This window comes from Sphingomonas arantia (assembly GCF_042682045.1).
Lineage (GTDB): Bacteria > Pseudomonadota > Alphaproteobacteria > Sphingomonadales > Sphingomonadaceae > Sphingomonas_R > Sphingomonas_R arantia.
This window is the reverse complement of sequence record NZ_JBHUGS010000001.1, coordinates 1,129,167-1,144,071: the sequence shown is the minus strand read 5'-3', so window position 1 is coordinate 1,144,071 and position 14,905 is coordinate 1,129,167. Positions and strand designations below refer to the sequence as shown.

The 14,905-nt window shown below is 68.9% G+C and carries 11 protein-coding genes; 4 read left to right on the top strand and 7 right to left on the bottom strand.

All coding sequences use genetic code 11. The features are described from left to right. Window positions 1-30: 30 nt before the first annotated feature. From ACFSGX_RS05495 to ACFSGX_RS05480, 4 genes are all read right to left on the bottom strand, one after another. Window positions 31-1,845 carry a sensor domain-containing diguanylate cyclase gene (locus ACFSGX_RS05495; protein ID WP_380928079.1) on the bottom strand — a complete coding sequence of 605 codons (1,815 nt, stop codon included), beginning with the start codon at window positions 1,843-1,845 and terminating at the stop codon, window positions 31-33. Between the two features lie 89 nt (window positions 1,846-1,934). Further along, window positions 1,935-2,981, bottom strand: a complete 1,047-nt coding sequence (locus ACFSGX_RS05490) for a phytase (RefSeq protein ID WP_380928251.1) — start codon at window positions 2,979-2,981, stop codon at window positions 1,935-1,937. 5 nt (window positions 2,982-2,986) lie between these two features. Beyond that, entirely contained in the window at window positions 2,987-5,713 is a 2,727-nt protein-coding gene (locus ACFSGX_RS05485) for a TonB-dependent receptor (RefSeq protein ID WP_380928077.1), read from the bottom strand. Window positions 5,714-5,893: 180 nt separating this feature from the next. Beyond that, the gene (locus tag ACFSGX_RS05480; RefSeq protein WP_380928076.1) at window positions 5,894-6,784 is read right to left on the bottom strand and encodes a bestrophin family protein; all 891 of its coding nucleotides are present in this window, start codon (window positions 6,782-6,784) and stop codon (window positions 5,894-5,896) included. A 137-nt stretch (window positions 6,785-6,921) separates the two neighbouring features. Between ACFSGX_RS05480 and coaBC the strand changes: the two genes are divergently transcribed. Genes coaBC through ACFSGX_RS05460 form a run of 4 tightly spaced genes read left to right on the top strand, consistent with a single transcriptional unit; the run spans window position 6,922 to window position 9,654 of the window. Further along, entirely contained in the window at window positions 6,922-8,106 is a 1,185-nt protein-coding gene (coaBC, locus tag ACFSGX_RS05475) for a bifunctional phosphopantothenoylcysteine decarboxylase/phosphopantothenate--cysteine ligase CoaBC (RefSeq protein WP_380928074.1), read from the top strand. Next, a complete protein-coding gene (dut, locus tag ACFSGX_RS05470) occupies window positions 8,103-8,543 on the top strand; it encodes a dUTP diphosphatase (protein ID WP_380928073.1) in 441 nt (146 codons plus the stop codon). Before coaBC ends, dut begins: the two co-directional genes overlap by 4 nt. Window positions 8,544-8,554: 11 nt before the next feature. Continuing rightward, entirely contained in the window at window positions 8,555-9,304 is a 750-nt protein-coding gene (locus tag ACFSGX_RS05465) for a HesA/MoeB/ThiF family protein (protein ID WP_380928250.1), read from the top strand. Beyond that, window positions 9,292-9,654 carry a DsrE family protein gene (locus tag ACFSGX_RS05460; protein ID WP_380928072.1) on the top strand — a complete coding sequence of 121 codons (363 nt, stop codon included), beginning with the start codon at window positions 9,292-9,294 and terminating at the stop codon, window positions 9,652-9,654. The genes ACFSGX_RS05465 and ACFSGX_RS05460 overlap by 13 nt, the downstream gene beginning before the upstream one ends. 282 nt (window positions 9,655-9,936) lie before the next feature. On the opposite strand, the gene topA is transcribed toward ACFSGX_RS05460, so the two are convergent. The 3 genes from topA to plsY all read right to left on the bottom strand — a co-directional run bounded on the left by topA (window position 9,937) and on the right by plsY (window position 14,658). Then, the gene (topA, locus tag ACFSGX_RS05455; RefSeq protein ID WP_380928070.1) at window positions 9,937-12,579 is read right to left on the bottom strand and encodes a type I DNA topoisomerase; all 2,643 of its coding nucleotides are present in this window, start codon (window positions 12,577-12,579) and stop codon (window positions 9,937-9,939) included. 349 nt (window positions 12,580-12,928) lie between these two features. Beyond that, window positions 12,929-14,038: a DNA-processing protein DprA gene (gene dprA / locus ACFSGX_RS05450; RefSeq protein ID WP_380928068.1), complete on the bottom strand. Its 1,110-nt coding sequence runs from the start codon at window positions 14,036-14,038 to the stop codon at window positions 12,929-12,931. Next, window positions 14,035-14,658: a glycerol-3-phosphate 1-O-acyltransferase PlsY gene (gene plsY / locus ACFSGX_RS05445; protein WP_380928066.1), complete on the bottom strand. Its 624-nt coding sequence runs from the start codon at window positions 14,656-14,658 to the stop codon at window positions 14,035-14,037. Before plsY ends, dprA begins: the two co-directional genes overlap by 4 nt. Window positions 14,659-14,905 lie beyond the last annotated feature (247 nt).

Sequence of the window (14,905 nt, the reverse complement as noted above, 5' to 3'; positions counted from 1 at the left end):
TGCGCAAGGCGGTGCGGGCGCTTTCGGGCCTCAGGCGGCGAGCCGCATCCGGTTCCGGCCGGACCGTTTCGCCTCGTACAGCGCGCGGTCGGCACGGTTCAGCAGATGCGTGGCGGATGTATCGGTCGCCCGGTCCAGCCGCGCGACACCGATGCTGATCGTCACATGCGGCGTATCGTCGGTGAAACGCGTCCCCACCGCACGGTCGCTGGCCTCGATCGCCGTGCGCACGCGTTCGGCCACCGCCATCGCCGTCGCCTCGTCCGCCCCGGGCAGCAGCAGCACGAACTCCTCGCCCCCCAGCCGCCCGACCAGATCATCGTGGCGCGACGCACCGACCGCCGCCTGCGCGACGCGGCACAGCACCTCGTCCCCGACCAGATGGCCGTAGCGGTCGTTGACCAGCTTGAAATGATCGACGTCGAAGATCGCGACCGACAGCGGCGTCTTCCCGTCCCGCGCGGTCGCGATCGCCTCCTCCAGCACGCGCAGCGCGCGGCGCCGGCTGGCAAGCCCGGTCAGCTGGTCGGTATCGGCCGCATTCTCCGCCGCGGCACGCGCCGCCTCCAGCGCTTCGGCGGCGCGCACCCGGTCGCTCACATCCTGCACCACGCCGAACAACGCGATCAGCGTCCCGTCCGGCGCTCGATCCGCATGGCCGTGCGACACGACATGCCGCACCGTCCCGTCCGGGTTGACCAGCCGCGCCTCGAACGCGAATTCGCTCCCGTCCGGGTCGTCACTCGTCGTCAGCGCCTCGATGAATGCGGACACCCGCGCGCGATCGTCCGGATGATAGGCGGCGATCGCACCGTCCAGCCCCGGCACCTCGCCCACCGGCAGTCCGTACAGCCGGAACACCTCCGGCGACCACATCAGCTTCTCGCGCACCGCATCCAGGCTCCAATGGCCCAGCTGCGCGGTGCGTTCGGCCATGCGGAGCAGCCGGTTGCTCTCCCCCACTTCGCGGATCAGCCGGTTGCGCGTCGCCAGCAGTGCGGCCAGCGGCAACGCCGTGCCGAGCATCACGAGCAAATAGAATTGCAGGAACAGCGCCATCCGGCCGGGATCGCGGTGGACCAGCATGATCGGCCCCTGCCCGTCCGCGGTCAGCGCGGTCCCGATCGCCGCCATGATCAGCACACCCGCCGCCGCGCCGATCGGCCCCAGCCAGAACGTCGCGGCCAGCAACGCGACCAGCGGCAGGAACAGCACGGGATAGCCCGACTGCATGAACACGCCCGTCGTCACGACCGTGACCAGTCCTAGCAGCAGCACCAGATCGCGCCACCGGACGATGATGTCCGGGTTGCGGCTCCGCACCGCGTCCGACGCCATCAGGATCAGCGGCGTGACGAGCAGCATGCCGAGCAGGTCGGTCAGGAACCACGACAGCGCGAACTGCGGCCCACCGGAAAGCAGCGTCCCGATCGAGGCCGTGCAGGCACTTGCCGCCGCCGCAATCACCGCCGCGGTACAGAACCGGGCGATCTCCGCCGGTTGGGTGAACCCCGGCTGCGGTTCCCGCCGCCCGCGCAGCAACCACCAGGCCAGCGTCGATTCCGCCATGTTCGCGACGGTCAGGATGATCGCTTCGACCGGGCCGGCATCCGCCGTCAGGTTGGCCGCCACGCTGCCCACCGCCGCCGCCGCGATGTAATAAGGCACCCGCCCGCGCTTGGTCATCAACAGCGCGGCGAGCAGGATCCCGCTCGGCGGCCACACGGTGGCGATCCCGTCGATCCCCCCGGTCAGGTCGAGCGCGAGCCATGCGACACAGAAATACAGCACCGCCACGACGATCGGTCCCAGATGGACGATGGGTCTGAAGCGGTTCAGCGGCACGTCGATGGAATTCCGTTTGCAGGAGACGCGAACGGTCTAGCCCCGATCTCCTTAACGCATCCACAACCGCGCGCCAGGCGCCCGCTGCTTCAGCGCAGCTTCAGCACCTTCAGAACGTCCCCCCATGCGTTCAGCTTGAAGTTCTGCGTCGCCGGCGCGTTGTCGCCGTCCTGCACCACCAGCAGCCCGCCGGGATAATCCGGCCCGAAATCGCCCGTCACGAGGTCGATCCCGTCGGTCTCCGACGTCCCGTCCACCCGGCCGTCGCCGATCCTGAACCGGCCGGCAAACCGCATGTCCGGCAGGCGGTACAGCGCATAGCCATTGTCGCCCTGGCTCGACACGACCAGATATCCCCCCTTCCGTCCGCGCGGCGCCAGCGCCATTCCCTCGGCATCGGCGAACAACGTCGCGCCGTCCACCCGGCCGATCGGCTGCGGCGTCACGGGTGCGGTCGGCTCCGCATCGAACGCCCACAACCCGACATCCTCCTCGGACACGTACAGCCGCCCGGTCCGGTCATCGACGACGCAGCCCTCGGATTGCGTGCCGAGCTTCATGCTCCGCACCCGCCGCGCGGTCGGCACCGCACCGGTCAGATCGAACGCCATCTGGTCGATCCGCCCGTCCTTCATCACCACGAACCCGAACAACACCGCATCGCGCGCCCGCCGCCACAGGCACATGCCGTACGCCTCGCCCGGCCCGACCGGCACGGACGCCAGCGGCACCAGTTTGCGCGCCACGCTGTCCAGTCGGAACAGCGCCATCTTCGCATTCGCCACGTCCGCCCGGTCGCTCGCCGCCACCAGGATCGCCGGCACGCCCGCGATGCGCACCCGGTCGCGCAGGTCGACATTGTTCAGCCGCGCGGACGGCGTGAACGCGATCCGCCGCCCCTTCAGGTCGTACAGATGCAAACCGGCGCGCTTGTCCGTCGCCACGATCAGGCTCGCCGCCGGGTCCGCCGGGTTGCGCCAGATCGCGGGATCGTCCGCCGCATCGTCCGCCGTCCCGACCGGGTCGGTCTCCGCCCGCGCCTGGATCACAGCCGTCACCGGCGTCGCGACCGGCCCCGGCGCCACCGGCGGCACCGCCGCGCAGCCCGCGATCATCAGCGCCAGCAACGGCGCCATCCGCATCAGAAGTTCACCCGCACGCCACCGGTGTACCGCCGCCCGAACGTCTCATGCTCGATCGTCCGCGCGCTGATCCCGGCATAGCGCCGCCCCGGACCGTTCAACAGGTTCGACCCGTCGACATAGACCTCGACATTCGGGGTCAGCGCATAGCGTGCCGACGCGTCGAGCTCGTCGTCGTCGCCCCAATATTGGTTGCCGCCGTCCGTCGCCGCGCCCAGCGTATCGATCCAGGCAGTCCGCTTCTGATAGTTCACGCGCGCCGAAAAGCCGTATTTCTCGTAATATCCGCCGATATTGTACACGAACTTGGACGTGCCCGGGAACATCACCTTGTCGCCGTCCGGCGTCGTCGCTTCGCTCTTGTTGTACGTCGCGTTCGCCTGGATGCCGAACCCGCCCATCCAGTCGGGCAGGCCGAGATCGCCCGTGAACGGCTCCAGTTGCTGCTGGAACGCGCCTTCCGCGCCGTAGATATAGCCGTCGCCGCCATTGGTGATCGTCGACAGGATATACTGCCACCGGTCGAAACCGCCGCTGTTCAGCGTCGTCAGCCCGAACGTGCGCGTATCGTCGAACAGGACGTCGCGGACATCCTTGTAGAACACGCCGGCCGAAAAGAAGCCCTGCGGCTGCGTGTACCATTCGAAATACAGGTCCACGCCGCGCGCCTTCTCCGGCTTCGCCTCCGGGTTGCCGCCCGACACGGTCTGGTTCGCGTCGTTGAACGTGAAGTTCGGACGCAGCTGATCATAGTCAGGCCGCGCGGCACCGGTGTTGAACGACAGCCGGACCTTCTTCGACCGGTCCAGGTCCCAGTTGAAGTGCAGGCTGGGATAGACCAGCGTCTGGCTGTTCTTCACGTCCACAGCGGTCACCACGCCCGCCACCGTCGGCGTCGCCGCGCTGTCGTTGCGGATATGCTCGACGCGCGCGCCGGCAATGATGTTGCCCCAGTCGAACTTGGTCAGCGCCATCGCGTAACCCGCGAACACCTCCTCGCGCACCTTGTAATAGTTCGCGGTCAGCGGAACGAACGTCCCCACCGACTTCGCCTTGGCGAGCAGGTCGAGCACGCGCTCCTCGCCGAAATACTTGAAGTCGTAGCCGAGCGGGATCTCGCCGCGGAACGGCGCATCGATCGCGATCCCGTTGAAGTTCGTGTCGATCCCCGCCGCCGCGAACTGCGCCGCGGTATTCAGCGTCAGCTGGCTCTCGTTCGCTTCCTTCGTGCGGCGATCATATTGCCCGCCGACCGAGAACAAGGTCTCCCCGCCGAACAGGTCGGCGCTGTAGGTCAGGTCCAGCTTGCCGGTATAGGCGCGCGTCACGTCCTTGGCCCGCAACGAGGTGAAGCTCGACAGCGGCAGCGCGAAATCCTCGATCTGCTGCACCTGCGCGCCGCGCCCGAACGTGCCGTCCGGGTTCAGCACCGTGCGGTACAGCGTCACATAGGATTGCTGCGGATCGGTCAGGTCGTACGCCACGGTCGGGCGGCTCGTCGAAAGGCTTGGGCTGTCGTAGTTCAGCTGCGACGGCACCGACCGGTCGTCGACCGACTTGGTATAGTTCGCGCGCCACTTCACCTTCAACCGGTCCAGATCGTGATCGCCACCGATCGTGTTGGTGAAGATCGACTGCTTGAACTCACGCACGTTGACGCGCTGGTTGATGTCGACCCCGTACACCGTCCCCTGAAACGGCGTGTTGCCGGTGCAGACGTCGGCATAGCCCGTGTTCGGGCTGCGCGGTGCGGACCCGGTCGTCGCGCAGGACGCGGAGGAATTGGACAGCCGCGACTGCTGGTCGTCCAGGTCGAAGATGTAGTTCGACCGCAGCTCGTGATCCGTGAACGCGGAATAGATCGACGACACGAAGAACCGGTTGTTGTCGTCCGGCTTCCATTCCAGCTTGCCCGACGTCGAATAGTTGCGCCGCGTCAGGCGGTACAGCTTGTTCTCCGTCTCGCGCGCCCACACCCGGTCGGCCGCACCCGGCCGCTGGTCCTGCGACACCTGCTCCCAATCGGTCTCGAAATTGTCGGTCACCATGCCGCGCTGGTAATAGCTGCCCGACACCAGCAGGCCGATCTCGCCGATCCCGGTGTTCCAGCGGTTGGCCAGCACCAGCGAGCTGTCATATTCGACCGTATCGCCCAGCTCGACATAGCCCGCGCCGGCCTTGCCCGCGACGTGGAAGCCCTTGTAGTCGAACGCCGACCGCGTGACGATGTCGACATTGCCGGCGATCGTCTCGCCCGTCATGTCCGGCGTCACCGCCTTGCGCACGATGATCTGCGACGCGATCGCCGACGGGATCGAATCGAACCGCGCGTCGCGACCTTCCGGGCTCACCACGTTGATCCCGTCGAACGACAAAGTCGTCCAGTTGATCGGCGCGCCGCGCAGGTTGATGTAGCGCGCCTGGCCCTGGTCGCGCTGCACCGCCACGCCCGGCAGCCGGCTGACCGCCTGCGCGATATTCTGGTCGGGCAGGCGCCCCACCGCGTCCGATGCCACGACGCTCACCAGCGACGGCGACGCCTTCTGGATCGCCAGCGCGGACGCTTCGGACTCCGCGATCGGACGGGTGCCGGTCACGACGATCGCATCGGCCTCCGCCTCCGCCACCGAACTGGCGGGCAGGTCCGCGGCGGCTTCGGTCGGCACGACCTGCGCGGCGACCGGGGCCGCGACGAACGCGCAACCCGCGGCAAGGAAAGCGCGCATGGACATGCGACCGGCGCGAAGCCGGTTGGACTGACTGATCACGATTAGGATCCCCTGGGACGATGCTTGTCCGATGAGGGGCAGCTAGGGTCGCGGCATGACGGCGGGGTGACCGGGCGGTGACACCCCCGCGTCGATATCGTTACGGTTCCGTGACGTTACCGTCGCGCAACACTTTGTTTACCAGAGCACGCCCTTCTCCGGCTGCAACGGCTTCGGCGCCTCGTCACCGATTGCCTCCAGCAGATCGATCTCGACCGTCCGGCACATGCTGGTCAGCGGCACGTCGTGCACGTCGTTGGCGAACGGATCGACGAGGTCGTCACCGATCCGCAGGATCGCCAGGAACATCAGCCCCGCCACCGTCGACCCCGCCGGCGTCGCCCAGCCGAGCGACTCCACCAACCCGATCGGCAACGCCACGCAGAACAGCCGCGCGAAGATTTCCGGGAAGAACCGGTACTGCATCGGCAGCGGCGTATTCTTCAGCCGTTCCATCCCGCCCTGCGCATTGGCGATATCGACCAGCACGCGCTCCAGCTGCGTCTGCTGGATCGTATCGATCAACCCGCGGCGCTGCGCCTCCGCGATCCGCCGCGCGGTCCCGTCGAGCAGCCCGTTCGGCACATTCTGCCGATCGAGCCCCTCCTTGGCCTCCTCCGGCGACAACATCCGCAGCACTTCCGGCGCCGGATCTTCCTTGCGCAACCGGTTCCTGAGCGCGTGGACATAGGCGATCTGGCGCAGCACGATCGTGCGCTTCAGGTCCACCACGCCCGGATCGTTATCGTCCAGGAACGCGATCGTGCTGCGCGCCAGGCTGCGCGACGCGTTGATCATCAGGCCCCACAGCCCGCGGCCTTCCCACCAGCGCTCATACGCGCTGTTGACGCGGAAGCCGAGGAACAGCGCGATCGCCGAACCGAACAGCGTCAGCGGCAGCGACGGCGCCTTGAACGGCAGCACGAAATACGTGACCGTCACGATCACGTCCCACACGAACAATACGGTCAGCGGGCGCCAGACCTCCTTGATCATCAGCCGCACCCGCGGCGTATTCGGAACGATCATCCTGTACGCTACCCTTGCTGCTTCGTGTCCGATCCTGGACGTGTCGGTACTAATATGGTTCCGCCCACGATGCTGCAACCGCGAGGAACTACCCCCCGCCCTCGACAGCGTTGTCGCCAACCGGCAAGAGGGGGCGCATGTCGGGCCCGCATATCCTCCTGATCGTCGGCGGCGGCATCGCGGCCTACAAGGCGTGCGATCTCGTTCGCACGCTGCGCCGCGCGGGCGCCACCGTCACCTGCGTGCTGACCGACAGCGGCGCGCGCTTCGTCACCGCGATGACGCTCGCCGCCCTGTCCGAACGCCCGGTCCACACCGGCCTGTGGGACCTGGACGAGGCCGAGATGGGCCATATCCAGCTCAGCCGGGCGGCCGACCTGATCGTCGTCGTCCCCGCCACCGCCGACCTGCTCGCCCGCATGGCCACCGGTCTCGCCAACGATCTGGCGACCACGCTGCTGCTCGCCACCGACAAGCCCGTGCTGGTCGCCCCCGCGATGAACGTCCGGATGTGGCTCCACCCCGCCACCCGCCGCAACATCGCGACGCTGCGTTCGGACGGCATCACCGTGATCGATCCCGACGAAGGCCTCATGGCCTGCGGCGAGTATGGCCCTGGCCGCCTGCCCGACGTCGAGACCCTCGCGAACACGATCATGGCAAAGCTCGCCAAGCCGGCCGCGAAGACCCTCGCCGGCCGCCACATCCTCGTCACCGCCGGGCCCACGCACGAACAGATCGACCCGGTCCGCTACATCGCCAACCGTTCGTCCGGGAAACAAGGTTTCGCCATCGCCGCCGCGCTCGCCGCCCGCGGTGCGCGCGTCACGCTCGTCGCCGGCCCGGTCACGCTCCCAACACCCCCCGGCGTCGACCGCATCGACGTCGAAACCGCGCGCCAGATGGCCGCCGCGGTCGACACCGCGCTCCCCGCCGACGCCGCGATCCTGGTCGCCGCGGTGGCCGACTGGCACGTCGCGCCCGCGATGCAGAAGATCAAGAAGACCCGCGACGGCACCCCCACGCTCGAACTGCGCGAGAACCCCGACATCCTTGCGACACTCGCCACCGACCCGCGCCGCCCCGGGCTGCTGATCGGCTTCGCCGCCGAAACCGAGGACGTCGTCGCCCACGCCACCGCCAAGCGCACCCGCAAGGCCGTCGACTGGATCGTCGCCAACGACGTGTCCGGCGACGTGATGGGCGGCGACCGCAACCACGTCCACCTCATCACCGCCGACGGCGTCGAGGACTGGCCGGCCGCCTCCAAGACGGCCGTCGCCGACCGCCTCGCCGACCGCATCGCGGAGCATCTCGCATGATCGCCATCCAGCTCCGGCGCCTGCCCCACGGCACCGGCCTCCCCCTCCCCGCCCGCGCCACTGCGGACGCCGCCGGCATGGACATCGTGGCGGCGGAAGACCTCGTCCTCGCCCCCGGCGCTTGGGCGGCGGTGCCCACCGGCTTCGCCATCGCCATCCCGCCGGGCTACGAGGTCCAGGTCCGCCCGCGCTCCGGCCTCGCCTTCAAGCACGGCGTCACCTGCCTCAACACCCCCGGCACGATCGATGCGGACTATCGCGGTGAGGTGAAAATCATCCTCATCAACCACGGCCCGGCCCCGTTTCCGATCACCCGCGGCGACCGCATCGCCCAGCTTGTCCCCGCCGCGGTCCAGCCCGCGGAGTTCGTCGAAGGAGACACGCTCGACGAGACCGCCCGCGGCACCGGCGGCTTCGGATCGACCGGCACACGGTGACCGTCGCCCCCGTGCCGCTCAGCGACGACCAGCTCGATCGCTACGCCCGCCACATCGTGCTCCGCGAAATCGGCGGCGCGGGGCAGCAGGCGCTGCTCGCCGCCCATGTCGCGATCGTCGGCGCAGGCGGCATCGGCTCCCCGCTCATTCAGGCGCTCGCCGCCGCGGGTATCGGCCGGCTCACGGTGATCGACGACGACGTGGTGGCGCTCAGCAACCTCCAACGCCAATATCTGTTCGCCACCGCCGATGTCGGTCGGCCAAAGGTCACCGCCGCCGCCGATGCGGTCGCCCGCCTCAACCCCGACGTCCGCTTCGTCCAGCGAAACGAACGCCTTGCGCCCGCCAACTTCGACGGCTTCGCAAGCGGCGCAGACGTCATCGTCGACGGCTCCGACAATTTCGAAACCCGCCTGATGGTCGCCGACGCAGCCCTCACCCGCCGCATCCCCCTCGTCTCCGCCGCGGTGGGCCAGTTCGAAGGGCAGCTCGCCGTCTACCGCGGGTGGGAACCCGGCAAACCCTGCTACCGCTGCCTCGTCGGCGACGCCCCCGACCGCGGCGACGCCTCCTGCGCCGACCAGGGCGTGCTCGGCGCGCTGACCGGCGTGCTGGGCAGCCTCGCCGCAATCGAAACGATCCGCCAGATCGTCCCGTTCGGCGAAGACAGCGCCGGCAAGCTCCTGCTCGTTGACGCACTCGCCTTCCGCTTCCGCACGATCACCGTGCCCAAGGACCCCGGCTGCCGATGCGCGGCCTGACCATCATCGTCGCGGACGCCACCCCCGAACGGTTCCGCACCGCCCTCTCCCTCGCCACCGCCACCGCCGCCCTCGGCGCCCGCGCCCGCATCTTCCTCCAAGGCGAAGCAGTCACCCTGATCCGCCCCCCGATCACCGCCCCCAACGACGCCGCCCACACGAAAGTCGGCCTCCCCACGCTCGCCGCCCACTACGCCGAAGCGCTAGCCCTCGGCGTCCGCTTCACCCTCTGCCAGTCCGGCCTGACCCTCACCGCCACGCAACCGAGCGACTACGACCCAACGACGGACTATGCCGGCCTGATCAGCGTCATGGCGGATCTCGGGGACGACCGCTTGGTCGTTGCCTGACGCGACTCAGCCCTACCTCCGACGCAACAGATCGGAGGGGACCCAACCCCCACCCCGTTCGGTTCGAGCCTGTCGAGAACGCCGCGCAACGTTCTCGACAAGCTCGAACCAGACGGGATTTGAAGGCAGTGCAACAAAACAAACCCGCCCATCCCGAGCGAAGTCGAGGGACCCGTCGAGCGAAGTCGAGACGGCCAACACCACCGCGAAGCTGCGTTCGACGGTCTTCCCGTCTCTCTGGAACGGACCGACTACGCCCTCATCAATGCAGCCGTACCCCGATCACTCCGCTGCCAACGCCTTCTTCACCGCCGGCTTCTTCGCAGCCGCAGCCTTCTTCGGCGCCGCCTTCTTCGCCGGAGCCTTCTTCACCGCCGCGGCCTTCACCGCCGTAGCCTCCGTCTTCGCCGCCGCAGGCTTTTTCGCCGCGGCGGCCTTCTTCACCGGCGCCTTCTTCTTTCCCTTCGGCGGGCCCTTCGCCGCGCGTTCGGCGAGCAGCATCAGCGCCTCGTCCGCGGTCATCGTCGATGGGTCCGCCGTCTTGGGCAACGTCGCGTTGGTCTCGCCGTCGGTCACATAGGGGCCGAACCGTCCCTCCATCAGCTTCACCGGCTTGCCCGTCACCGGGCTATCGCCGAACGCCGCAAGCGGCTCCTTCGCCGCCCCGCGCCCACGCCCGCCACCGGCCGCCGCCTCGGCCAGCTTCACCACCGCCGCGTTCATGCCCGTTTCGAACACGTCCGCCGTCGTCTGCAACCGTGCGTACTTGCCATCGTGCAGCAGGTACGGCCCGTAACGTCCGATCGACGCGACGATATCCAGCCCGCTCTCCGGATGCGCGCCCACCGTCCGCGGCAGCGACAGCAGCTTCAGCGCACCCTCCAGGTCCACCTCAGCCCCGAAATCCTTCGGGATCGACGATCGCTTGGCGTCCTTCTCGTCGCCCAGCTGCACATAGGGTCCGAACCGCCCGGTCCGCTTGCTGACCTCCAGCTGCGTCTCCGGATCGATGCCGAGCGACACCGGCCCGGTATCGGCCCCGGCCTCCGCGCCGCCCGCCTGCGCGAACCGCCGCGTATATTTGCACTCCGGATAGTTCGAACACGCCACGAATGCGCCGAACTTGCCGCCGCGCAGCGCCAGCTTCCCGTCGCCGCACGCCGGGCACGCCCGCGGATCGGTCCCGTCCTCCTTCTCGGGGAACAGGTAGGACCCCAGGAATATGTCCAGCTCCGCCGTCACTTCGGACGGCTTCTGCTCCATCACCTCGGCGGTCTTCGGCTTGAAATCGCGCCAGAACGCCTCCAGCACCGCCTGCCATTCGGCCCGCCCGCCCGACACGTCGTCCAGGCTGTTCTCCAGCCCCGCGGTGAAATCGTAACTGACATAGCGTTCGAAGAAGCGCTCGAGGAACGCCGTCACCAGCCGCCCGCTCTCGTTCGGCGTGAAACGGTTCTTCTCGACCGTCACATAGTCGCGGTCCTTCAACACCTGCAGCACCGACGCATAGGTCGATGGCCGCCCGATGCCGAGCTCCTCCATCTTCTTGACCAGGCTCGCTTCCGAATAACGTGGCGGCGGCTGCGTGAAATGCTGCTCGCTGTCGACCGACTTGCGCGCCGGCCCGTCGCCCTCGTGCATCCGCGGCAGGCGACGGCTCTCCTCGTCCGCTTCGTCGTCGCGCCCTTCCTCGTACAGCGCCAGATAACCGGGGAACAACACGACCTGCCCGGTCGCCCGCAACGCCTGCTGCCCGGTCTGGTCGGCCAGCTCCACCGTCGTCCGCTCCAGCCGGGCCGACGCCATCTGGCTGGCGAGCGCACGCTTGAAGATCAGGTCGTAAAGCCGCGCATGGTCACCCGAACCCGCCTTGTCGCGCCCGAAATCGGTCGGCCGGATCGCCTCGTGCGCCTCCTGCGCATTCTTCGCCTTGGCCGTGTACTGCCGCGGCTTGTCGGGCACATAGGACGCATCGTACCGGTTCGCGATCGCGCCGCGCGCCGCGGAGATGGCACTATGGTCCATTTGCACGCCGTCGGTCCGCATGTAGGTGATCGCGCCGTCCTCATACAGCGCCTGCGCCACGCGCATCGTGTGGCTGGCCGAGAAGCCGAGCTTGCGCGCCGCCTCCTGCTGCAACGTCGATGTCGTGAACGGCGCGGGTGGATTGCGCGTCAGCGGCTTGGTCTCGACACTCTCGACCGAGAAACGCCCGCTCTCCACCGCCGCCTTCGCCGCGGCCGCATCACTGCCATTGCCGATCGACAGCCGGTCGAGCTTCTGCCCCTTCCACCGCACCAGCCGACTGGTGAACGCGACCCCGTCCTGCTCGAACACTGCGGTGACCGACCAATATTCCTGCGGCCGGAACGCCTCGATCTCGCGCTCGCGGTCCACCACCAGCCGCAGCGCCACGGACTGCACCCGCCCCGCGGACTTCGCCCCCGGCAGCTTGCGCCACAGCACGGGGGACAGCGTGAACCCGACCAGATAATCGAGCGCCCGACGTGCGCGATATGCGTCGATCAGGTCCTCGTCCAGCGCGCGCGGCCGGCCCATCGCCTCGGTCACCGCCTGCTTGGTGATCGCGTTGAACGTCACGCGCTGCACGTCGCTCGGCAGGGCCTTCCGCTTGCGCAGCACCTCCTGCACGTGCCAGCTGATCGCCTCGCCCTCGCGATCCGGATCGGTCGCCAGGATCAGCGTGCTCGCCCCCTTCGCCTCGTCGGTGATCGCCTTCAGCTGGCGCGCCTTGTCCGCATAATTCTCCCACTGCATGGCAAAGCCGTCGTCCGGATCGACCGATCCGTCCTTGGGCGGCAGGTCGCGGACATGGCCGTAGGATGCCAGCACGCGGTATCCCGGGCCGAGATACTTCTCGATGGTCTTGGCCTTGGCGGGCGATTCGACGACGACGAGTTTCATTGCGGCCCTTCGATCTCTCACATGTACGCACGAGGGTGGCGAGGCCCGCCCCCGGTCGTCAAGTCGCGGCTCAGATGGGGACGCGCTCCGCCCCCCGCATCCCCCCGGTCACGCGTTCCCTACAGGCAGGGGGGAACGCCGTCATCCCCGCGCTACGGCGATCGTCTCGAAGATCCGGAACCGAGAGGCGGAAGACCGTCGCATCGCGCGGCCCCCGCTAACGCTCCGTCGGCCCGGGGGGGAATGGCCGACGGAGCGGGCGGCAAGTCGGTTACCGCGCGACCCATGTACGGACGGATGGCCGCGCCGGTTGCACATCGTTTCTTACAAAGATGTGACAAAGCATGTCTCAGCCGAGCAGGCTGACGCGACCCCCGGCGTGGCGTTCCAGCCGCCCGCCCAGCTCCAGTTCCAGCAGCACCGTCTGCACGATCGCCGGGGCCAGCCCCGCCTGCCGGATCAGCTCGTCCACCGCCACCGCGGTCGGGCCGAGCAACCCCGTCGCCCGCGCCCGCTCGCGATCGTCCGCATCGGCCGCCGGCGGCGCATCGTAGCCGCTCGCCGACATCGCCACGCCGCGCGCCGCGCCCGCCCCGCCGATCGGCCCCAGCGCCTCGATCACGTCCGCCGCCGTCTGCACCAGCACCGCACCTTCACGGATCAGCAGATTGCACCCCTGCGCGCGCGGATCGAGCGGCGACCCCGGCACCGCCATCACGTCGCGCCCATATTCGCTCGCCAGCCGCGCGGTGATCAGCGATCCCGACCGCGGCGCGGCCTCCACGACCACCGTGCCGCCTGCCAGCCCGGCGATGATCCGGTTCCGATACGGGAAATGCCGCGCCCGCGGTTCCGTCCCCGGCGGCTGCTCGGCCAACAGCAACCCGCCCTCGGCGATCGCCTGCTGCAACTCGGCATTCTCCGGCGGATAGACGATGTCGATCCCGCCCGCGATCACGCCCGCCGTCCGCGCTGCCCCCGCCCCCTGATGCGCCGCCGTATCGATCCCGCGCGCCAGCCCCGACACCACCAGCAGCCCCGCATCGGCCAGCTCCGCCGCCAGCCCGCGTGCGAACCGCACCGCGGCGGCCGACGCGTTGCGCGCCCCCACGATTGCCACCGCCGGCCGTTCCAGCAACGCCGTCCGCCCGCGCAGGATCAGTGCCGGCGGCGCGGTCTCGATCCGCGCCAGCAACGCGGGGTACAGCCCCTGCCCCATGAACAGATAGCGCGCGCCCAACCGCTCGACCGTCGCGACCTCCGCCTCCACCGCCGCCAGCGTGGCGATCGCCGGCGCCTTGCCACCCCCGCGCCGTGCCAGATCGGGCAACGCCGCCAGCGCCGCCGCCGGCGTCCCGAACCGCGCGATCAACTGCTTATAGGTGACCGGCCCGATCCCGCCGGTCCGGATCAGCCGCAACCGCGCGATCCGGTCGTCGTACAGCGAAGGCTCGCTCAATCCGGTTGCGCCTGCGCGCCCTCACCCTTGGCACCACGCCCGATCCGCGGCTCGGTCCCGTCCATCAACCGCTCCAGGTTCCCGCGATGCTTCCACAACACGATCAGCGCCAGCGCCAGGAACAGCGGCACCAGGTCGAACCGCTGAAAGAACGCCGTCGACACCGGCGTCGCGATCGCCGCCGCGATCCCGCCCACCGAGGAATAACGCGTCGCCGCCATCGCCGCGATCCAGACGGCCGCAAAGATCAGCCCGGTCGGCCAGTGCAGCGCCAGCGCGATCCCCAGCAAAGTCGCCACGCCCTTGCCGCCGCGGAACCGCAGCCAGACCGGATAGCAATGTCCGAAAAACGCCGCCGCGCCCGCAACCGGCATCAGCACCGGGTCGATCGCGCCCGCCACCAGCACCGCGACCGCGCCCTTGGCCGCATCGAGCAGCAACGTCGCCGCCGCCAGCCCCTTGCGCCCGGTACGCAGCACGTTGGTCGCGCCGATATTCCCCGACCCGATCGTCCGCAGGTCGCCCGCGCCCGTCATCCGGGTCAGCAGGATGCCGAACGGCACCGCCCCCAGCAGGTAGGCGCCGATCATGACCAGCACGGTCACCATCCACGGTTCCATCGTCGAAATAGCGGCGTCCCCTTCGTCCCCAAATCATAGCGCCCCCCCACCGGGACGCAATCGATCTCGGTTAGGATGGGCACGACCCGCTACAATCCGCGCGATCACCTCCCAAACCGTCCATCCCGAGCGAAGTCGAGGGACCCTTCGAGTGAAGCCGAGAAGCCAACAGCGCTCTTCGGCTGCGCTCGGGATGGACAGGACGGGAGGAACACCCAACCCACCTAGCCTCGCAACCCACCCCCCT

Coding starts and splice junctions, on each gene's coding strand:
- dut (WP_380928073.1), top strand. CDS start 8,103: ATGATCGCCATCCAGCTCCGGCGCCTGCCCCACGGCACCGGCCTCCCC.
- plsY (WP_380928066.1), bottom strand. CDS start 14,658: ATGGAACCGTGGATGGTGACCGTGCTGGTCATGATCGGCGCCTACCTG.
- topA (WP_380928070.1), bottom strand. CDS start 12,579: ATGAAACTCGTCGTCGTCGAATCGCCCGCCAAGGCCAAGACCATCGAG.
- ACFSGX_RS05490 (WP_380928251.1), bottom strand. CDS start 2,981: ATGGCGCCGTTGCTGGCGCTGATGATCGCGGGCTGCGCGGCGGTGCCG.
- ACFSGX_RS05460 (WP_380928072.1), top strand. CDS start 9,292: ATGCGCGGCCTGACCATCATCGTCGCGGACGCCACCCCCGAACGGTTC.
- coaBC (WP_380928074.1), top strand. CDS start 6,922: ATGTCGGGCCCGCATATCCTCCTGATCGTCGGCGGCGGCATCGCGGCC.
- ACFSGX_RS05485 (WP_380928077.1), bottom strand. CDS start 5,713: ATGCGCGCTTTCCTTGCCGCGGGTTGCGCGTTCGTCGCGGCCCCGGTC.
- ACFSGX_RS05480 (WP_380928076.1), bottom strand. CDS start 6,784: ATGATCGTTCCGAATACGCCGCGGGTGCGGCTGATGATCAAGGAGGTC.